This window comes from Magnetospirillum fulvum MGU-K5 (assembly GCF_000442515.1).
Lineage (GTDB): Bacteria > Pseudomonadota > Alphaproteobacteria > Rhodospirillales > Magnetospirillaceae > Phaeospirillum > Phaeospirillum fulvum_B.
In genome coordinates this window covers 100,225-119,086 of record NZ_AQPH01000002.1, presented here as the reverse complement: position 1 = coordinate 119,086, position 18,862 = coordinate 100,225, and the positions used below count along the sequence as shown (strand labels likewise).

General features: G+C 64.7%; 17 protein-coding genes. 11 read left to right on the top strand and 6 right to left on the bottom strand.

Annotation, left to right across the window (positions count from 1 at the left end):
* Positions 1 to 116: 116 nt before the first annotated feature.
* From K678_RS01235 to K678_RS01220, 4 genes are all read right to left on the bottom strand, one after another.
* Positions 117 to 1,286, bottom strand: coding sequence for a glycosyltransferase family 9 protein (locus tag K678_RS01235; RefSeq protein WP_021130637.1), 1,170 nt, complete (start codon positions 1,284 to 1,286; stop codon positions 117 to 119).
* 4 nt (positions 1,287 to 1,290) lie between these two features.
* Positions 1,291 to 2,409, bottom strand: coding sequence for a glycosyltransferase family 9 protein (locus K678_RS01230; protein ID WP_021130636.1), 1,119 nt, complete (start codon positions 2,407 to 2,409; stop codon positions 1,291 to 1,293).
* On the bottom strand, positions 2,406 to 3,539 hold the full coding sequence (locus tag K678_RS01225; RefSeq protein ID WP_021130635.1) for a glycosyltransferase family 9 protein: 1,134 nt from the start codon (positions 3,537 to 3,539) through the stop codon (positions 2,406 to 2,408). The genes K678_RS01230 and K678_RS01225 overlap by 4 nt, the downstream gene beginning before the upstream one ends.
* A gap of 97 nt (positions 3,540 to 3,636) precedes the next feature.
* Positions 3,637 to 4,845 (bottom strand): O-antigen ligase family protein, encoded by a 1,209-nt coding sequence (locus K678_RS01220; protein WP_021130634.1) that lies wholly within the window; start codon positions 4,843 to 4,845, stop codon positions 3,637 to 3,639.
* A 230-nt stretch (positions 4,846 to 5,075) separates the two neighbouring features.
* Between K678_RS01220 and rimP the strand changes: the two genes are divergently transcribed.
* From rimP to pnp, 8 genes are all read left to right on the top strand, one after another.
* Positions 5,076 to 5,588, top strand: a complete 513-nt coding sequence (gene rimP, locus K678_RS01215) for a ribosome maturation factor RimP (protein ID WP_021130633.1) — start codon at positions 5,076 to 5,078, stop codon at positions 5,586 to 5,588.
* 1 nt (position 5,589) lies between these two features.
* Complete coding sequence (gene nusA, locus K678_RS01210) at positions 5,590 to 7,107, top strand: transcription termination factor NusA (protein WP_021130632.1); 1,518 nt, start codon at positions 5,590 to 5,592, stop codon at positions 7,105 to 7,107.
* 17 nt (positions 7,108 to 7,124) lie between these two features.
* Positions 7,125 to 7,763 carry an RNA-binding protein gene (locus tag K678_RS01205; protein ID WP_021130631.1) on the top strand — a complete coding sequence of 213 codons (639 nt, stop codon included), beginning with the start codon at positions 7,125 to 7,127 and terminating at the stop codon, positions 7,761 to 7,763.
* A gap of 135 nt (positions 7,764 to 7,898) precedes the next feature.
* A complete protein-coding gene (gene infB / locus K678_RS01200) occupies positions 7,899 to 10,508 on the top strand; it encodes a translation initiation factor IF-2 (RefSeq protein ID WP_021130630.1) in 2,610 nt (869 codons plus the stop codon).
* A gap of 44 nt (positions 10,509 to 10,552) precedes the next feature.
* Positions 10,553 to 10,948: a 30S ribosome-binding factor RbfA gene (gene rbfA / locus K678_RS01195; protein ID WP_021130629.1), complete on the top strand. Its 396-nt coding sequence runs from the start codon at positions 10,553 to 10,555 to the stop codon at positions 10,946 to 10,948.
* A gap of 152 nt (positions 10,949 to 11,100) precedes the next feature.
* Positions 11,101 to 12,063: a tRNA pseudouridine(55) synthase TruB gene (gene truB, locus K678_RS01190; RefSeq protein ID WP_021130628.1), complete on the top strand. Its 963-nt coding sequence runs from the start codon at positions 11,101 to 11,103 to the stop codon at positions 12,061 to 12,063.
* Positions 12,047 to 12,316, top strand: coding sequence for a 30S ribosomal protein S15 (gene rpsO / locus K678_RS01185; RefSeq protein WP_021130627.1), 270 nt, complete (start codon positions 12,047 to 12,049; stop codon positions 12,314 to 12,316). The genes truB and rpsO overlap by 17 nt, the downstream gene beginning before the upstream one ends.
* 144 nt (positions 12,317 to 12,460) lie before the next feature.
* Entirely contained in the window at positions 12,461 to 14,620 is a 2,160-nt protein-coding gene (gene pnp, locus K678_RS01180; protein ID WP_021130626.1) for a polyribonucleotide nucleotidyltransferase, read from the top strand.
* A 314-nt stretch (positions 14,621 to 14,934) separates the two neighbouring features.
* On the opposite strand, the gene K678_RS01175 is transcribed toward pnp, so the two are convergent.
* Positions 14,935 to 15,402, bottom strand: coding sequence for a PH domain-containing protein (locus K678_RS01175; protein ID WP_021130625.1), 468 nt, complete (start codon positions 15,400 to 15,402; stop codon positions 14,935 to 14,937).
* Between the two features lie 255 nt (positions 15,403 to 15,657).
* Positions 15,658 to 16,878, bottom strand: a complete 1,221-nt coding sequence (locus K678_RS01170; protein WP_021130624.1) for an NADP-dependent isocitrate dehydrogenase — start codon at positions 16,876 to 16,878, stop codon at positions 15,658 to 15,660.
* 237 nt (positions 16,879 to 17,115) lie between these two features.
* Between K678_RS01170 and K678_RS01165 the strand changes: the two genes are divergently transcribed.
* Genes K678_RS01165 through K678_RS01155 form a run of 3 tightly spaced genes read left to right on the top strand, consistent with a single transcriptional unit; the run spans position 17,116 to position 18,850 of the window.
* Positions 17,116 to 17,580, top strand: coding sequence for a cytochrome c (locus K678_RS01165; protein ID WP_021130623.1), 465 nt, complete (start codon positions 17,116 to 17,118; stop codon positions 17,578 to 17,580).
* 54 nt (positions 17,581 to 17,634) lie between these two features.
* On the top strand, positions 17,635 to 18,474 hold the full coding sequence (gene mutM, locus K678_RS01160; protein ID WP_021130622.1) for a bifunctional DNA-formamidopyrimidine glycosylase/DNA-(apurinic or apyrimidinic site) lyase: 840 nt from the start codon (positions 17,635 to 17,637) through the stop codon (positions 18,472 to 18,474).
* A 10-nt stretch (positions 18,475 to 18,484) separates the two neighbouring features.
* The gene (locus K678_RS01155) at positions 18,485 to 18,850 is read left to right on the top strand and encodes a hypothetical protein (RefSeq protein WP_231376182.1); all 366 of its coding nucleotides are present in this window, start codon (positions 18,485 to 18,487) and stop codon (positions 18,848 to 18,850) included.
* Positions 18,851 to 18,862: the final 12 nt, after the last annotated feature.

Below are 18,862 nucleotides of genomic sequence, written 5' to 3'. Positions count from 1 at the left end.
TTCCCGAACCCTTCATTTTTAAATCATCGATATAAAAACGGGGGGTTCGGGGGCTTTTGCCTCCGAACGGGTCAGGGTGGTAACCCTGCCGCGAAGCGGAGGGTCTCCGCACTCTCCTAAACTCGTTTTGTCCGCTCTTGCACCGCCTGCCACACCGTCTCGGGGGCGATCGCGGCGACGCAGGGGAAGGCGTCGTCCGGCGTCGCCCGCTTGGGACAGCGCCACAGGCAGTGATAACACTCCATCTCGACCGACAGGAACGCAGCGCCATCGGGCCGCACCGCCTCGGGATAGGGAACGAAGCAACCGAAATGGCCGCCGCCGATCAACAGCACCGTCGGCGCGCCGACGCCCAGGGCCAGATGGCCGGGGCCGGTATCGTTGCTGACGACGCAGGCCGCGTGCTTCATCACGTCGATCAAATCGGACAGAGACAGGGTGCCGATCGTGTCGATCGCGCCGGGATGGGCCAGGGCGGCAATCGCGGGCTTGGCAAAGGCTTCCTGTCCCGCTCCGACGAAGACGACGCGCAGACCGGCCTCGAGACAGCGGCGGGCGACGGCAAGAAATGACTCGAACGGCCAGCGCCGCCCCGGTTCGTTCGAGCCGAAATTGATCACGACATAGGGTGCTGCGGTGGCGTCGCTGGCCAGGGCAGGGAGCTTCTCGCGCCAGGGGGTGCGGATTGTCTCGGGCGGGTGGTGCCGCCCGGTGACCGCATCGAGGAAGGCGAAGTGGCGCACTCCCTCATGCGTTGGATAGGGGCCGGTGTCGATGACCCGGGTGGCGTGGGCGAGATACCAGCCATATTCGGCGCGGGTGCGGTCGGTAATGAAGGGCTGGGCGACGATCCGGCTGGGCGCGCGGCTGGCCCAGACCAGGGAATCGGCGGTCAGGGTCTTGCGCATGAACATGTCACAGACGGCGATCGCGAAGCCCTGGCGGCGGACCCACAGCGCGATTTTCAGGCGGTACAACCACTTCTTCTCGAAAGCGTGCTCGTCGATGGTGACGACGCGGATGCCGGGGAACATTTCGGCCGCCAGCCCGCGCCAGGAATGGCAGCCGAGCAGGGTGATCTCGGTTCGGTCGACGCCAAACGCGGCGGGGTAATGCTCCAGCGCGGCCCGCGCCATCACCATGTCGCCGATTCCGTCCATCCGCACCACCAGCAGCCCATGCCGGGGCGACCGGCTCGGCCACAGCGCCACCAGGGCATCAATCGGACGAAACAGCCACCAGCGGCGGCGCATCCCGCGCGGAAACACACTCGAAAACCAGCCCATGGGATCAGATCGCTCCGCGCGTCACGGTCTCGCCGATGGTGGCGATCACCGGCTCGATATCGAGATCGGCGACACACGGATACATGCCGTCGATCAGAGGGAATTTGCAGCGGCCCAGGCAGCCCTGACAGGGCATCGGGACGTGGATGAAACGAACATTTTCCGGGGCGACCCGCTCGTCATAGGGCACCCCGGCGCCGACAAAGGCGGCACTGGCCAGGCACAGGGTCGGCGTACCGAGCAGCACCGCGAGATGCAGCCCGGCGGTATCGACCCCGATCGCCATCCGCGCCCCCATCAGCACCGAGGCCAGCCGGTCGAACCCGCCGGTCTCGATCGCGACATTGGGACGGGCCAGCAGGCTCATGATCGCCGGATGATGGTCGAAATCGCTGCGATGCCCGGCGACCAGAATGCGCCAGTGCGACGGGATCACCTCGGCCAGCCGCCGCCAGCTATCGGCGGGCAGCATCCGTTGTCGCACCCCGGAAAAGGGGAAGAACACGATGGTGTCGGTCATCCGTTCGGCGGGCGGCAACTGCCCATCGGGCAGCAGGGCCAGTTCGGGCGGCTGGCGGTCGTCCAGGATCGCGTCGGCGAATTTCGACCAGCGGACGATCTTGTCTTGGCGCACCGGGCCGGACTCGAACAGGATGTCGAACACCTTTTCACTGTCGTCGCGGCGCTGCTCGAAATTGCGCTTCAATTGCGGCGGCATCATCCCGGCGGTCTCGGCCGGGTCGGCGGCGACGATCAACGCCTCGTCGCGGTCATGGACCCGGATGTAATCGAGCGAGACGATCAGCCGGTAATGCTGGGCGTGGAGATCGGCGAAGCTCTTCCAGCGATAGCCGATCTCGTCCAGCCGCTCGAACTCGATCCGGCGCAGCCGCAGCAGCCGGGGAAACAGAAAGGCCATCCCGGCGGCGTCGGGCCGACACAGCAAGGTGACGTTTTCCCCCAGCCGTCCCAGCCGCATGAAGCGGGCCAGCACCGCCGAGAGGAACACCATCTCGGCCGGTCCGCGCGAGCTGACCAGCAACACGCCCTCGGCCCGGCGGCGGCGCTGTCTGCGGCGCAGCAGGAGCCCCAGCAGCGGGTCGAGCAGCGGAGCAAGCTTCATCGCGGGATCTCCGTCATGTCGGCGACCGCCTGCAACACAGCGTCGGCAGAAAGGGCGGCGACACAAGGATACATTGACTCGACGGCGGGGCGGCGACAATCGCCCAGACAGCCCTGACAGGCCATCGGGGTCCAGATGAACCGTACCGAGGTCGGCCCCAGCGCCTCGACATAGGGGATGTTGCCGCCGACATAGGCGGCGCTGGCCAGACACAAGGTCGGCACCCCCAGCGCGGCGGCGAGATGCATGCAGCCGGTATCGACCGAGACCACCAATCGCGCCGCCCGCAGTACTCCGACCAGTTGGGCGAACGAGACCGGCTCGAACCTGACTCCCGGCAGATCGAGCAGCGGGCGGTATTCGGGGCAGCGGTCAAAGTCCGACGGATGGCCGGAAATCCGCACCCGCCATTCCGGGGGCAGGCTTTGGATGATGCGGGCGAACAAATCGGGCGGGCTTTGCTTGCCGCGCACCGCCGAGAAGGGCTGGATCACCAGAGTGGGAGTCTGGGCGGTGGCCGGGTCGGGCGGGGCCAGTCCGGCCAGACGCTCGGGCGGCAGGGTGACGCGGGGCGCGGGCAGGCTTTGCCCGGTCAGGGCATCGGCGAACAAGGCCCAACGCAGCAGCTTGTTGTCGAGCTTTTCCGGTCCGGTCTCGATCAGACGGCCCCAGCGTCTGGAATTGGCGTTCAGTCGCTTCTGGTACTTGGCCCAGGGGCGGGGAACCATCGCGGCCCGCTCGGGCGCTGCGCAGGCGAAAGCCAACGCTTCGTCGAGATCGGGGTGGCGCTGGAAATCGGTCGAGATCACCAGCCGGAAATGACGGCGGTAGAGGTCGGCCAGAATCGTCCGCCGCCGGGCCGGATGGCGCAGGGCGGTGAAATCGACCGGCAGGACCTCGAACGAGGGCGGCAACAGAAAGGCCATCTCGGCGGCGTTGCCGCGCAGCAGCACGGTCACCGTCTCACCCGGCTGGGCCAGTGCCGCAAAACGCTCGGCCACCAGCGCGAACAGCACGGTGTCGCCCAGTCCGCCCGCCGAAATCAGCAGCACCCCCGACGCCGGGGAGGCGCGGCGGGTCAGCCGCCGTTCCAGGTTGGTCAACGGATCGGTCAGGCGGTGCAGCTTCATCGCCCGCTCTCCTGCAACCACACGCGGTTGGGGAGGACGCGGCGGATATTTCCTCGACCGGACATGGCGAACCTGCGGTGGCTAGAACGCCTGCTTCTTAACATGAAGTCGCGGACGGACCCAAGCCCTGGGGTGGCTGTGGCCGGGCCAGGGTCGCTTGGCCCAAGGTGGCGAGGATCAGCATCAGGCACAGCCACCAGCTTTGCCACGCGCCGAAACTGACATTCAGCACCGCGAACACGGCGGCGAAGGACGCCAGTGCCACTACTCGACCGGTTCCCTCGGTGGCTCTGACGATCGCGCGCAGAACCAGGACAATCAGGGCGCAGGTCAGCAGAATCCCGACCAGCCCAAGTTCCAGCCAGACCTGAAGCACGGCGTTATGCGGGTGCAGCGGGATCAGTTCGGTGTGGGCTGCGTAGGGTTTTTCGCCGACCATGAACTCAAAATCGATTCGGTTCTGTCCTTCGGGGATGCCTCGGGCGGAATTGGCGCCGTGGCCGAGGATCGGAGTCTGAACGATCAGATCGCCGACGCCGTGATAGATCGCCAGCCGGTGCAGCGTCGAATTGGCGATCATCGGAACATTGCGGGCGGCGGTCTCGGGATCGGGGATGTGGGTGGCGGCGACGGGGGCGATCAGAGCCCAGGCGACGAACACCGAGCCCAGAATCGCGGGGGTGGCTCGGGGGGCGAGACGGGCCAGCACGGCAACCGCGCCACCGAACAGCACCGCGACGACCGCCGCCAGACTGCCGAACTTCACCGAGGTTACCAGCACCGCCAGGATCAGGCCGAGCCCGATCAGGCGGGGGCGGGGGACGACGGCCAGCACCGGCCACAGCAGCAGGGCGGCGGCGACCAGGCCGGGTTGGATCTGGCGGTTGAGCCCTACGCGCTCGAGAATATAAAGGACAAGGGCGAGCAGACATCCGGCCAGCAGGGCCAGCCCGATCCGGCGGCGGCCGGGAGCCTTGATCCGCTGTGCGGTGGGCAGCAGCAGAACGCCCAGTCCGAACACCGGGGCGGTCTGAACGATCCAGGTCACGGCATCGGCGGGAAGTCCGGCGGTCCAGTTCAGGCTGGCCGCGCCGAACAGGATCAGCGCGGCCAGGATCGCGGCAATGGGGCGGTCGGGTCGGGGCCACGCTCCGGTGGCGCGGCGGAACAGGCCGATCGCGGTCAGGGCGAACAGAACGAACAGCGGGGCCACCCCCTTAGGCGCGGTTGCCGCGATCACCGGGGTTAGGAAAGCGGTGGCGACAAAGACGGTCGTCAGTCCCGAATGGCCTTGCGTTTCAGACATCGTCCGCTCCGTCGCTTGATTTGGGCGTCGTTATAGCGTGGCAATCCCAAGCGCAGGTAGGGGGAATCTGGGGCTGATCGCGGTGGGGGATATCAGACTTGCCTCGGACGCGGAAATGGTTATAGTACGTTTCAGACACAGTCTTACATGCCTGGTGACAGGATGGTGAGAGTGGGCCGGCGGCCCACTTTTTGTTTTTTAGGTCGTTGGTCGCAAGGCATCGGGTCATCATGGATCTTCAAAGCCGTTTAGAGGCCCTGATCGGTCCTTCCCTGGATGCCATGGGTTACGATCTGGTTCGGGTCCAGTTGCAGGGCAATCAGCGCCTGACTCTCCAGATCATGGCCGACCGCAAGGATGGCGCGGCGATGGGGGTCGAGGATTGCGTCGGCATCAGCCGGTCGCTCTCGGCACTTCTCGACGTCGAGGACCCGATCTCGGGGGCCTATACCCTTGAGGTCAGCTCCCCGGGCGTCGATCGGCCGCTGACCAGAGCCAAGGATTTCGTGCAGTGGGCCGGCTTCGAAGCGAAGCTGGAATCGGCACAGCCGATCGAGGGCCGCAAGCGGTTCCGTGGTCGGCTGGTTGGTCTTGACGAGACGGGCGAGTCTGTTCGTCTGGTGGTCGAGACCGGCGAGGTCGCCATCCCGCTCGCCGATGTCCGGGGCGCCAAGCTGGTGCTGACAGACGAGCTGATCCGAGCGACCATCAAGGACCAGGAAGGTTTGAGGACAGACGATTAAGATGGAACGAATCGCCGCACTCCCCCGCCCCGAATTGCTTCAGGTCGCCGACGCCGTCGCTCGCGACAAGGGCATCGACCGTGACGAGGTCCTTGAGGCCATGGAGCAGGCCATTCAAAAGGCCGGTCGCTCGAAATACGGCCATGAGCACGACATCCGTGCCCACATCGATCGCAAGACCGGCGAAATCCAGCTTGCCCGCTATATCGAAGTGGTCGAGACCGTCGAGAACGAAGCGACCCAGTTCACCCTGACCCAGGCGCTGCGCAAGAAGCCGGGCGCGGTGGTTGGCGACTTCCTGATTGATCCGCTGCCGCCGATCGATTTCGGCCGCATCGCCGCCCAGACCGCCAAGCAGGTGATCGTCCAGAAGGTGCGTGACGCCGAGCGTCAGCGCCAGTTCAACGAATACAAGGACCGCGTCGGCGAGATCTCGAATGGTCTGGTCAAGCGGGTCGAGTTCGGTAACGTCATCGTCGATCTGGGCCGCGCCGAAGGGCTGCTGCGCCGCGACGAACTGATCCCGCGCGAGACCTTCCGCACCGGCGATCGCGTCCGCGCCTACATCTTCGACGTTCGTCAGGAGCCCCGGGGGCCGCAGATTTTCCTGTCGCGCACCCATCCGATGTTCATGGCGAAGCTGTTCGCTCAGGAAGTGCCGGAAATCTATGACGGCATCATCGAGATCAAGGCGGTCGCCCGCGATCCCGGTTCGCGTGCCAAGATTGCCGTGCTCAGCCACGATTCCTCGATCGACCCGGTCGGCGCCTGCGTCGGTATGCGCGGTTCGCGCGTCCAGGCGGTGGTCGCCGAGCTTCAGGGCGAGAAGATCGATATCATCCAGTGGTCGCCCGACGTCGCTACCTTCGTGGTCAATGCCCTGGCTCCGGCCGAGGTGACCAAGGTGGTTCTCGACGAAGAGGCGGGTCGCATCGAAGTCGTCGTTCCCGACGATCAATTGTCGCTGGCGATCGGCCGGCGTGGCCAGAATGTCCGTCTGGCCAGCCAGTTGACCCAGTGGAACATCGACATCATGACCGAGGCCGAGGAGTCCGAGCGGCGCACCGAGGAGTTCCGCTCGCGCTCCAACATGTTCATCCAGGCGCTCGACGTCGATGACGTCATTGCCCACCTGCTCGTCACCGAAGGGTTCTCTTCGGTCGAGGAAGTGGCCTATGTGCCGCTGGAGGATCTGGCCAGCATCGAAGGCTTTGACGAAGGCGTCGCCGAAGAGCTTCAGAATCGCGGTCGTGTGTTCCTGTCCGAGCAGGACGAGCGTTATACTCAGATGCGCCGGGATATCGGTGTCGTCGACGAGGTTGCCGCGATCGAGGGGCTGACCCCGGCGCTGCTGGTCAAGCTGGGCAATCGCGGGGTCAAGACCCTGGACGATCTCGGCGATCTGGCCAGTGACGAACTGATCGACATCGTCGGCAAGGACGTGATGAACGAGGATCAGGCCAACGCCGTCATCATGGCTGCCCGCGCTCACTGGTTCGAGGACGGGGCCGAGGGCTGACGGCCCGGAAAGGATTGATGATGCCGGACCCCGAGGCGGAATTCGACCCGCCGGGCGACGAGGACGAGGAGACCGGACCGAACCGCCGCTGCATCGTCACCGGCACGGTCCGGCCCAAGGCCGAACTGCTGCGTTTCGTCATCGCGCCTGACGATTCGGTGGTTCCCGACCCTAACCATCGTCTACCTGGGCGGGGAATCTGGTTGAGCGCAGGCCGGGATGTGGTAAATACGGCCGTGGCCAAGCGCTTCTTCTCCCGCGCCGCCCGCCGCCCGGTCACCGTACCGGACGATCTGGCGGGTCGGATCGAGACGATGCTGGTGCGCCGCTGTCTCGACGGCTTGGGACTGGCTCGTCGCGCTGGACGGGCGGTCTGTGGTTTCGAGAAGGTGTGCGCCGAGGTTCGTTCCGGACGCGCCGCTCTAATTCTAGCCGCTCGCGATGCTTCCCGCGATGGACGCGAAAAAGTCCGGGCATTGGCGGCGGGGCATGGCGGAGCCGGGACTATCCCGGTGATCGAACTGTTCGACGGAACCGAGTTGGGATCCGTTTTCGGCCGCGATACGGCCGTGCATGTGTGTTTGTCGCCGGGAAAACTGGCTAGCCGTCTTGTTGGGGAGTCGGCTTTGTTGGCGGGTTTTCGCCAGGGCGACTAGGGGGGAGGAACCGGCGGGCCGCAAGGTCTGACGGGACGAAGGGGGAAAACCGGCTTGTCCGGTGAGGTTGACCGAAATCGGATTACCGGTGGCAATCCGGCCGCCATTCAGGCCGCGAGAGAGACGAAGTCATACATGAGCGATTCCAAGGATCAAGACCGTAAAGCCCCGCTGAAGCTGCCCCAGCCGGGCAAGCTGGAGCTCAAGAAGACCGTCGAGACCGGTCAGGTCCGGCAGAGCTTCTCGCATGGCCGTTCCAAGACGGTGACCGTTGAGGTGCGCAAGAAGCGGACCTTCAGCAGCGTCGGCGGTGCCATGCATGAGGTCAAGGACGGGGTTCACTCCGCCGCAGAGGCCGATCTCGCCGCCGCAGTGGCCAAGGTCGAAGCCGCCGCCCGCGCCGTCAATGCCCATGATCTCACCAATCATGAGAAGCAGGCGCGCGCCAAGGCGTTGCAGGAAGCCCAGCGTGCCGCCGAGGACGCTCGCCGTCGTGCCGAGGAAGAGGAAGTCCTCCGTCTCGCCGAGGAAGAAGCCGCTCGTCGCCGTGCCGAAGAGGAAGAGGCTGCCCGCCGCATCGCCGAGGCCGAGGCGCTGGCCGCCCAGCCCGAGCCGGTTGCCGCCGAGCCCGAACCCGTCGCTCCGGTCGAAGCCGCTGCTCCGGTCGCCGCTCCCGCTCCGGCGGTTGCTGCCGCTGCTCCGGCTACCGCCGCTGCTGCTCCGGCTGCTGCCGCCCCCGCCGGGGACGCCGCCGCTCGTCCGCGCACCGAGGAAGAGGAAGAGGAAGAGGCCCGCGCCAAGAAGCGCGCCGCCGCCCACAAGCCCGCCCCGGTTAAGCGCAACGAGCCGCGTCGCCGCACTGGCAAGCTCACCATCACCGACGCGCTGACCGACGATGACCGCTCCGAGCGCGGCCGTTCGCTCGCCGCCGTCAAGCGGGCCCGCGAGCGCGAGCGCCTCAAGCACCAGCAGACCGGTGCCGAGAAGGTGATCCGCGACGTCATCATTCCCGAATCGATCACCGTTCAGGAACTGGCCAACCGTATGGCCGCCCGCGGCTCCGACGTCATCAAGGCGTTGATGCGGATGGGCGTGATGGCCAGCATCAATCAGGCGATCGACGCCGACACCGCCGAACTGGTGGTGACCGAGTTCGGTCACAATTCCCGCCGCGTCTCCGAAGCCGACGTTCTGCTCGGCCTGGGTGGCGAGGCCGACGAAGAGGAAGTGCTGGAAGCCCGCGCTCCCGTCGTCACCATCATGGGTCACGTCGATCACGGCAAGACCTCGCTGCTGGACGCCCTGCGCGAAACCGACGTGGTGTCGGGCGAAGCCGGTGGCATCACCCAGCATATCGGCGCCTATCAGGTGATGATGAGCGGCGGTGGCCGGATCACCTTCATCGACACCCCCGGCCACGAAGCGTTCACCGCGATGCGTGCCCGTGGTGCCAAGGTCACCGATATCGTGGTCCTGGTGGTTGCCGCCGATGACGGCATCATGCCGCAGACGGTCGAAGCGATCCGCCATGCCAAGGCCGCCGGTGTGCCGATCATCGTTGCGATCAACAAGATCGATAAGCCCGACGCCAACCCCGAGCGGGTTCGTCAGGAGCTGTTGCAGCACGAGCTGGTGACCGAAGATCTGGGCGGCGACGTGCTCGCCATCGAGGTCTCGGCCAAGAAGCGGATGAATCTCGACAAGCTGGAAGAGGCGATCCTCCTCCAGGCCGAAATCCTCGACCTCAAGGCCAATCCCGACCGTACCGCCCAGGGCGTGGTGATCGAGGCCAAGATGGAAAAGGGCCGTGGCTCGGTCGCGACCGTCCTGGTTCAGAAGGGCACCCTGCGGGTCGGCGAAGTGTTCGTCGCCGGGTCGGAATGGGGCCGCGTCCGCGCCCTCGTCGACGATCGTGGCAATTCGATCCAGGAAGCCGGTCCGTCCAGCCCGGTCGAAGTTCTCGGTCTTCAGGGGACCCCGGCCGCCGGTGACGATTTCGTCATCGTCGATGACGAGGCTCGCGCCCGTGAAGTCGCCAATTACCGCCAGCGCGTCGAGCGCGAGGCCCGGGCTCGTCTGGCCCAGCGCGGGACGCTGGAACAGATGTTCTCGGCGATCAAGGCGGGCGACGCCAAGGAACTGCCGATCGTCATCAAAGGCGACGTGCAGGGTTCGGTCGAAGCGATCGCTGCCACCGTCGAAAAGATCGGCAACGATTCGGTCAAGGTGCGGGTGCTGCACTCGGCCGTCGGCGGCATCAACGAATCCGACGTCACCCTGGCGAAGGCTTCGGGCGGTCTGATCATCGGCTTTAATGTCCGTGCCAATCCGCAGGCCCGCGACATGGCCCGCCGTGACGGCGTCGATATCCGCTATTACTCGATCATCTACGACGTCACCGACGATCTGAAGAAGATGCTGTCGGGGATGCTGGCGCCGACGTTGCGCGAACGGTTCCTCGGTTACGCGTCGATCCGCGAAGTGTTCTCGATCACCAAGGTCGGCAAGGTTGCGGGCTGCATGATCACCGAAGGTATCGTCAAGCGTGGCAGCAAGGTCCGTCTGCTCCGCGACGACGTGGTGATCCACACCGGCGATCTCGCCCAGTTGAAGCGCTTCAAGGAAGACGTGAAGGAAGTCCGCGACGGCTACGAATGCGGTATGTCCTTCACCAATTACGAAGACATCCGTGCCGGCGACGTCATCGAATGCTTCGAGATCGAGGAGGTTGCGGCGACCCTGTAAGGGGCGTCGCGGCCACTTTCGATCCAGCCGGAAGGAGCGCGTCCATGCCGAGGGGAAACAAACCGCCGTCGCAGCGTCAGCTGCGCGTCGGTGAGGAACTTCGCCACATCATCGCCGCCGTGATCGAGCGCGGTGAGTTCCGCGATCCCGATCTGGTCGGGCGGGGCATCACCGTCACCGAAGTCCGGGTCAGTCCCGATCTGCGCAACGCCACCGTCTTCGTGGTGCCGTTGGGCGGGGGCGACACCACCCCGATTCTGTCGGGACTGAAGCGGGCCAAGGCGTTCCTGCGCCACGAAATCGGCAAGTCCGCTTTGTTGCGGACCGTGCCTGATCTGTGGTTCCAGCCCGATACCACCTTCGACGAAGCGTCCCGCATCGACGATATCCTCCGCAGTCCCGAAGTCCTGCGCGACCTCGAAGGCGGCGAGGGGGCCTAAGTCAGGCTGTGGGCTCCGCCCACACCCGCCAGGGGCGAAAGCCCCTGGACCCCGGTTCTTACGATGGGGATCAAAGGGGCTTTGGCTCTTTGCGGGGAGAGCGGGGCCGTGTACGCGCGCGCCCTGCATTCTTTCCTCCGAAAGCGACATCAATGGCACGCAAGCGCAAGGGCCGTCCGATTGACGGCTGGCTGTCGATAGACAAGCCGCTCGGTCTGTCCTCGGCCCAGGTAGTGGGCAAGGTCCGCCGTCTTCTCGACGCGGACAAGGTCGGCCATGGCGGCACGCTCGATCCGCTGGCGTCGGGGGTTCTGCCGATCGCGCTGGGCGAAGCGACCAAGACGGTTCAGTACGTGATGGATGGGGCGAAGACCTATCGCTGCACGGTGCGCTGGGGCGAGGCGACCTCGACCGAAGACCGTGAGGGCGAGGTGATCGCGACCTCGGATGTCCGCCCCGACGAGGCGGCGATTCTGGCGGTACTGCCCCGCTTTACCGGCGAGATCGAGCAGGTTCCGCCCGCTTTCTCGGCGATCAAGGTCAATGGCGAGCGCGCCTACGATCTTGCCCGCGCCGGAGAAGCGGTGGAACTGAAATCGCGTCTGGTGCGGATCGACCGGCTGAGTTATCTCGGTTCGAGCGATCCCGATCATGCCGAATTCGAGGTGCATTGCGGCAAAGGCACCTATATCCGCTCGCTGGCCCGCGACATCGCGCTGGCGCTCGGCACGGTCGGCCACATCGCCGCTTTGCGCCGCACCGCCTGCGGCCCGTTTACCGAGGCCCAGTCGATTTCCCTTGAAACTCTGGAGACCGTCGGGCAAGGTCCGACCCTTCGGAGCTGTCTGCTCCCGATCGCGACCGCGCTGGACGACATCCCGGCCCTGGCCTTGAGCGAAGCAGACGCCCGCCGCCTCCAGAGTGGCGGCCCCGTGCCTCTGGCACGCGCGGCTTCCTCGCATCCGCAGGCCGAAATCGCGTCAGGCATTCCGTGCCGGGCGATGGTCGGCGAATTGCTGGTGGCACTGGTACGCATCGAGAGCGGGATGATCCGCCCGGTGCGCGTAATGACTTTAGATCGAAGCGAAGGAGCTGACGATGTCGATCACCCCTGAACGCACCCAAGAGCTGGTGAAGGAATTTGCGACCACCGAAGGCGACACCGGGTCGGCCGACGTGCAGGTCGCGATTCTCTCCGAGAGAATCCGGAACCTCACCGAGCATCTGAAGGAGCACAAGAAGGATTTCCATTCGCGTCGCGGACTGCTGATCATGGTCGGCCAGCGTCGTCGGATGCTCGATTACTTGAAGAAAAAAGACCAGAAGCGGTACGAGGGGCTTATTGCTCGCCTTGGCCTCCGCAAGTAAGCGGGCTTCTCGGAAAGACGGCCGGACGTCGGCCAAGACGGTACCCGCGTGGGGATGGCTTCACGCGGGTTGCCGTGTTTTTATTTCACGACGTCGGGGTTGCCGCAATCCGGCGGCAATTCTAGGGATAAGGAACTGACGAGAATGTCGCTGTTCAACGTACACCGCAAGGAGCTCATCTGGGGCGGGCGCAAGCTGACCCTCGAGACGGGCAAGGTTGCTCGCCAGGCCGATGGCGCCGTGCTGGCCACGTATGGCGAAACCTCGGTGCTCTGCACCGTGGTCGGGGTCAAGACCCAGAAGCCGGGAATCGATTTCTTCCCGCTCACCGTGAATTACCAGGAAAAGGCGTTCGCCGCCGGCAAGATCCCGGGTGGCTTCTTCAAGCGCGAAGGCCGTCCGAGCGAGAAAGAGACCCTGGTCTCCCGCCTGATCGATCGTCCGATCCGTCCCCTGTTCGTCGATGGCTTCCGCAATGAAGTCCAGGTCGTTTGCACCGTGCTGTCGCACGACCTCGAAAACGATCCCGATATCGTGTCGCTGGTCGGTACCTCGGCCGCGCTGACCCTGTCGGGTCTGCCCTTCATGGGCCCGGTCGGTGCCGCCCGCGTCGGCTATATCGACGGTCAGTACATCCTGAACCCGAAGGCCGACGAGCTGCCCAAGAGCGCGCTTGATCTGGTCGTCGCCGGGACCTCCGAAGGCGTGCTGATGGTCGAGTCCGAGGCGCAGCAGCTTTCGGAAGAGATCATGCTGGGCGCGGTCACCTTCGGTCATACCGAATTCCAGCCGGTGATCAAGGCGATCATCGAACTGGCCGAAGCCGCCGCCAAGGAGCCGTGGGAACTCGCTCCCCCGCCCGCCGAGATCGCGATCGTCCGTTCGAAGTTCGAAGCCGCCGGCATCCCCGCCGCGCTGGCCGAGGCCTATAAGATCGTCAAGAAGCAGGACCGCTACGCCGCCGTCGGCGCCGTCAAGAAGTCCGCTCTCGAGGCTCTGACCGAAGCGGCCGAACTGGCCGTCGCCCCCGGCATCCTGAAGGACCTCGAGTCCGAAGTCGTCCGTGGCAACATCCTCAACACCGGCATCCGTATCGACGGCCGCGACACCAAGACCGTCCGTCCGATCGAAGTCGAAGTCGGCGTGCTGCCCCGCGCCCATGGTTCCGCCCTGTTCACCCGTGGCGAGACCCAGGCCCTGGTGGTCGCCACGCTGGGCACCGGCCAGGACGAGCAGATCATCGATGCGCTCTCGGGCGAGTACCGCGAGCACTTCATGCTCCACTACAACTTCCCTCCCTACTCGGTCGGCGAAGCCGGTCGTATGGGCTCGCCCGGTCGCCGCGAAATCGGCCACGGCAAGTTGGCGTGGCGCGCGGTCCGTCCGACCCTGCCGGCCAAGGAAGCCTTCCCCTACACCATCCGCGTCGTCTCCGAGATCACCGAGTCGAACGGTTCGTCCTCGATGGCGACCGTCTGCGGTTCCTCGCTGGCGCTGATGGATTCCGGCGTGCCGCTGCCCCGTCCGGTGGCCGGTATCGCGATGGGTCTGATCAAGGAAGGCGACAAATTCGCCGTTCTGTCCGACATCCTGGGTGACGAAGATCACCTGGGCGACATGGACTTCAAGGTGGCCGGTACCGCCGATGGCGTCACCGCCCTCCAGATGGACATCAAGATCACCTCGATCACCCGCGAGATCATGAAGATCGCCCTGGATCAGGCCAAGGACGGCCGTATCCACATTCTGGGCGAGATGAGCAAGGGCCTCGATTCGGCCCGTGATTCGGTCTCCGGCAACGCGCCCCGCATCACCACGATCTCGATCCCCAAGGAAAAGATCCGTGAAGTGATCGGCACCGGCGGTAAGGTCATTCGCGAAATCTGCGAACAGACCGGCGCCAAGATCGATATCGATGACGACGGCACCATCAAGGTCGCCTCGGTCGATGCCGATGCCGCCCAGCGCGCGATCGATTGGATCCGGGGCATCGTCGCCGAACCCGAACTCGGCGTGATCTATACCGGTAAGGTCGTGAAGGTCGTCGATTTCGGCGCGTTCGTGAACTTCCTCGGCTCCCGCGACGGTCTCGTCCACATCTCGGAACTGTCGCGCGAGCGCGTTGCCAAGGTCGCCGACGTGATCAAGCAGGGCGATTCCGTCAAGGTCAAGGTGCTGGGCTTCGACGATCGCGGCAAGGTTAAGCTGTCGATGAAGCAGGTCGATCAGGCCACCGGAGAAGACATCTCCGCCCAGATCGAGGCCGAAAAGGCCGAGCGCCGCAAGGACCGCCCCGAGGCGTAAGCCTTAAGCGCGATCCGACGTGACGAAGGCGCGGTCCCCACCAGGGGCCGCGCCTTTTTCGTTGGGGGGCAAGTCTTTGGGGCGCTGCCCCGATCCCCGCCAGGAGGCAGGGGCCTCCTGGACCTCGGGGGCTAGAGTTTGTCTGGGTTAAGTGGATACACTCAATCCGTCATGGCCGGGCTTGTGACCCGGCCATCCCGATGGCGCCGCCCAATCCAATGTTTCCAATGACTTTTGGGCTCTCCACATCGACCCCCGGGTCAAGCCCGGGGGTGACGGCCCCCAAAAGCGATCCCGTTAGGCTCTGACAAACTCTAGGATTCGATCCGGGTTTGCACTTGGCGCCGGAATTCGAGCGGATCGTCAATCTGAGCGAAATGCTCCTTCGATCCTCCCGTGCCCGAGACGGTAATGGTCCCAAAGCCTAAAATGCGTCCGAGAATGCCCTGATTGACGCCGATCCCTTCGATTTTATTGAGAATGATTTCGAGGGAGTGGCGGCGGATGAAGCCGATCTTGATCAGAACCCGCTTGTTGGTAACCCCAAACTCGGATGTCTTCAGATCGATCCATCGGATAAAAAATGAGACTATTCCGTAGGCGAGCGCGGCCAGTCCAGACCAGATCAATATTTGGTTCGATAGATTCTGCAAATATCCGGCGACTATTAACGCAATCCCAACCGTAAACACGATGGCGGCTGGAACGAAAATGAACCAATGAAGATTGGTTTTGTAAACGATTTCCTCGTTGGGAAGCAGATTGCTTTCGATGAAGCTCATGGTTCGCTCTTTCCATCCGCCGAGTGAAATCAACGGCCTGCGTCTGACGACGGTGATACCGGTGAAGTGTATCGGTAAATGATGGGTTCGAACAGAGAGGGCGAAAGCAACGAACGGGGTCCGGGGCTGTGCCCCGGGCGGGTACGGGCGGCAGCCCGCAAAGATCGTAAGGTGGTGCGCCAGACATGAAAACGGCGCGGCTCCTTAAAGGGAACCGCGCCGTCGTCAGCGTTCAGAGCCGTGGCCGGGCAGGCGTCAGGCGCTGGCTTCCATCTTGGCGCGCAGACCCTCGTCAAGCTTGTCGAGGAACTGGGTGGTGGTGAGCCAGGGCTGATCGGGACCGATCAGGATGGCGAGATCCTTGGTCATGAATCCAGCTTCGACGGTATCGATGCAGACCCGTTCCAGGGTCTCGGCGAAGCGGGCGACCTCGGGGGTATTGTCGAACTTGGCGCGGTAGGCGAGGCCACGGGTCCAGGCGAAGATCGAGGCGATCGGGTTGGTCGAGGTCGCCTTGCCCTTCTGGTGCTCGCGGTAATGGCGGGTGACGGTGCCGTGGGCGGCTTCGGCTTCGACGGTCTTGCCGTCGGGCGACAGCAGCACCGAGGTCATCAGGCCGAGCGAACCGAAGCCCTGGGCAACGGTGTCGGACTGGACGTCGCCGTCATAGTTCTTGCAGGCCCAGACGAATTCACCCGACCATTTGAGCGCGCAGGCGACCATGTCGTCGATCAGGCGGTGTTCATAGGTGATGCCGAGCTTGTCGAAATCGGCCTTGAACTCGGTCTCATAGACGTCCTGGAACAGATCCTTGAAGCGGCCGTCATAGGCCTTGAGGATCGTGTTCTTGGTCGAGAGATAGACCGGCCACTTCTTGTCCTTGCCGTAATTCAGGCAGGCGCGCGCGAAGCCACGGATCGATTCGTCGAGATTGTACATTCCCATCGCGATACCGGCGCTGGGGAAGGCGAACACCTCGTGCTCGATCACCTGACCGTCGGCGCCTTCGAACTTCATCGTCAGCTTGCCGGGGCCGGGCACCTTGAAATCGGTGGCGCGGTACTGGTCGCCATAGGCATGGCGGCCGATCACGATCGGCTTGGTCCAGCCGGGGACGAGGCGCGGCACGTTCTTGCAGATGATCGGCTCGCGGAACACGGTGCCATCGAGGATGTTGCGGATGGTGCCGTTGGGCGACTTCCACATCTTCTTCAGATTGAACTCGGTGACGCGGGCTTCGTCGGGGGTGATCGTCGCGCATTTGACGCCGACGCCATACTGCTTGATCGCCTGGGCGGCTTCGACCGTGACCTTGTCGTCGGTGGCGTCGCGGTTTTCAACGCCGAGATCGTAATATTTCAGGTCGATATCGAGATAGGGCAGGATCAGCTTGTCTTTGATGAACTGCCAGATGATCCGCGTCATCTCGTCGCCGTCGAGCTCGACGATCGGATTGGCGACATTGATTTTTTTCATCGACGTCCTCCCGGTTATTGGGCAATTCTGGGATGTGTCGGGACGCGCGTTGTCCCGCGCGCGGTGCCGCCCCGAGCGGCGGCGACGATACCATCCGCACCGGCGAACGCAAACCGTAATCCTACTCGTTGGGAGGGGGAGCGGGCAGGACCGGAAACACTTTGTTACTGGGCATGGCGGTTTACGTTCCCCATAGTGTCGCGCGGATACCCCACTTATCACGGGAGAATCATCATTATGCGTTTCAGCCTAAAATACGCGGCGGTTGCCGCCGTCGCCGGTGCCATTGTCGCGGCCTCTGTCCCCGCCGTGGCCCAGCAGTCGAAGCCGGAAGACCTGCTGAAGCTGCGTCAGGGCCTGATGCAGACGTTGAAGTCGCAGTGGGTTCCGATCGCGGGCTTCGCCGCGGGCAAGGCCGATCTGCCTGCCGATGCCGCCCAGCGCGCCGAGAACATGGCGATGGTGGCCAAGCTGGCTCCGATCGGCTGGGCCAAGGGCACGGAGGCCCTGCCCAATGGTGAGACCAAGCCCGAGGCGTTCGGGGCGAAGTCGGCTGAGTTCCTGGAGGGCTGGAAGGCCCTGGCCACCGAATCGACCAAGCTGGCCGCCGCCGCCAAGGCCGGTCCCGATGCTCTGAAGGCTCAGGCCGCCGCCACCGGCAAGGTGTGCAAGGCTTGTCACGAAGAGTTCAAGCAGGATTAATCTTCGGGACGGCGGCGGGAACGGTCCCGCCGCCGGTTCTGGAGACGGTTTTCAATGCCGGAATTACCCGAGGTCGAAACGGTTGCCCGTGGTCTGGAGCGGGTCTGGCTCGACCGCACCCTGACGTCTGTCACGGTTCGCCGCGCCGGGCTGCGTCGCCCCTTCCCCACGGATTTTGCCGAACGCCTGACCGGCCGCCGCTTTGTCGCGGTGGGGCGGCGGGCGAAATATCTGTTGGCTCATTTCGACAGCGGGCTGGTTCTGCTCGGCCATCTCGGCATGTCGGGGCGGATGGTGATCTCGGGCCTCGTCAACACGCCCCCCGGCCCGCATGACCATGTCGCCTTCGTCACCGACAACGCGACGATGGTGACGATGACCGATCCGCGCCGGTTCGGTCTGCTCGATCTGACCACCGAGGCCGAGCTTGCGACCCATCCGCTGCTGGCCGGGCTGGGGCCGGAGCCGTTGGAGGATTCCTTCGACGCCGACATCCTGGGCGCGGCGTTGGCGGGCAAGATGACCGCGATCAAGCTGGCGCTGCTCGATCAGAGCCTGGTGGCCGGGCTGGGCAACATCTATGTCTGCGAAAGCCTGTTCCGCGCCGGGATTTCACCGCTGCGCCCGGCAGGCGCGGTCAGCGGGCCAGAGTTGGTCGCGCTGGTCGCGGCGATCAAGGCGGTGCTGCGCGAAGCGATCGCCGCCGGGGGCTCGTCGCTGCGCGATCACGTCCGCCCCGACGGCGAACTGGGCTATTTCCAACATGGCTTCAAAGTCTATGGCCGCGCTGGGCAACCTTGCCCCGACTGCGCCGGTCCGCCCAGTTGTCCCGGCATTGAACGGATTGTCCAGGGGGGACGGTCCACTTTCTATTGTGCACGGCGGCAAAGGTGATGGTATAGCCATGTCTATGGCACCTATCCGGTTCCTTGCGCTTGTTCTTGCCGTTTTCGTCGCCACCGCTTCCGGCCCGGCGTGCGCTGGGGGATTCCTCGGGACTTACGAGGACCTTCCGCTGGCGCCCGGATTGACCGAAATCGAGGGCGCGGGGGTGTCGTTCGACTCCCCCAACGGCCGCATCGTCGAAGCCTATGCCCGGGGAACGGCGCCCATCGCCGACATTCTCCGCTTTTACGCCGCCACGTTGCCTCAGTTGGGTTGGACCCGCGAGAGCGACACGGTCTATCGCCGCGAGTCCGAAGTGTTGCGCTTGGCTCCCGCCGCCGATCGGGGCGGCGTCACCATTCACTTCGCCGTCGCGCCGGAATGACCCCATCCGCAG

Coding starts and splice junctions, on each gene's coding strand:
- K678_RS01235 (WP_021130637.1), bottom strand. CDS start 1,286: ATGGGCTGGTTTTCGAGTGTGTTTCCGCGCGGGATGCGCCGCCGCTGG.
- K678_RS01230 (WP_021130636.1), bottom strand. CDS start 2,409: ATGAAGCTTGCTCCGCTGCTCGACCCGCTGCTGGGGCTCCTGCTGCGC.
- K678_RS01225 (WP_021130635.1), bottom strand. CDS start 3,539: ATGAAGCTGCACCGCCTGACCGATCCGTTGACCAACCTGGAACGGCGG.
- K678_RS01220 (WP_021130634.1), bottom strand. CDS start 4,845: ATGTCTGAAACGCAAGGCCATTCGGGACTGACGACCGTCTTTGTCGCC.
- rimP (WP_021130633.1), top strand. CDS start 5,076: ATGGATCTTCAAAGCCGTTTAGAGGCCCTGATCGGTCCTTCCCTGGAT.
- nusA (WP_021130632.1), top strand. CDS start 5,590: ATGGAACGAATCGCCGCACTCCCCCGCCCCGAATTGCTTCAGGTCGCC.
- K678_RS01205 (WP_021130631.1), top strand. CDS start 7,125: ATGATGCCGGACCCCGAGGCGGAATTCGACCCGCCGGGCGACGAGGAC.
- infB (WP_021130630.1), top strand. CDS start 7,899: ATGAGCGATTCCAAGGATCAAGACCGTAAAGCCCCGCTGAAGCTGCCC.
- rbfA (WP_021130629.1), top strand. CDS start 10,553: ATGCCGAGGGGAAACAAACCGCCGTCGCAGCGTCAGCTGCGCGTCGGT.
- truB (WP_021130628.1), top strand. CDS start 11,101: ATGGCACGCAAGCGCAAGGGCCGTCCGATTGACGGCTGGCTGTCGATA.
- rpsO (WP_021130627.1), top strand. CDS start 12,047: ATGTCGATCACCCCTGAACGCACCCAAGAGCTGGTGAAGGAATTTGCG.
- pnp (WP_021130626.1), top strand. CDS start 12,461: ATGTCGCTGTTCAACGTACACCGCAAGGAGCTCATCTGGGGCGGGCGC.
- K678_RS01175 (WP_021130625.1), bottom strand. CDS start 15,402: ATGAGCTTCATCGAAAGCAATCTGCTTCCCAACGAGGAAATCGTTTAC.
- K678_RS01170 (WP_021130624.1), bottom strand. CDS start 16,878: ATGAAAAAAATCAATGTCGCCAATCCGATCGTCGAGCTCGACGGCGAC.
- K678_RS01165 (WP_021130623.1), top strand. CDS start 17,116: ATGCGTTTCAGCCTAAAATACGCGGCGGTTGCCGCCGTCGCCGGTGCC.
- mutM (WP_021130622.1), top strand. CDS start 17,635: ATGCCGGAATTACCCGAGGTCGAAACGGTTGCCCGTGGTCTGGAGCGG.
- K678_RS01155 (WP_231376182.1), top strand. CDS start 18,485: ATGTCTATGGCACCTATCCGGTTCCTTGCGCTTGTTCTTGCCGTTTTC.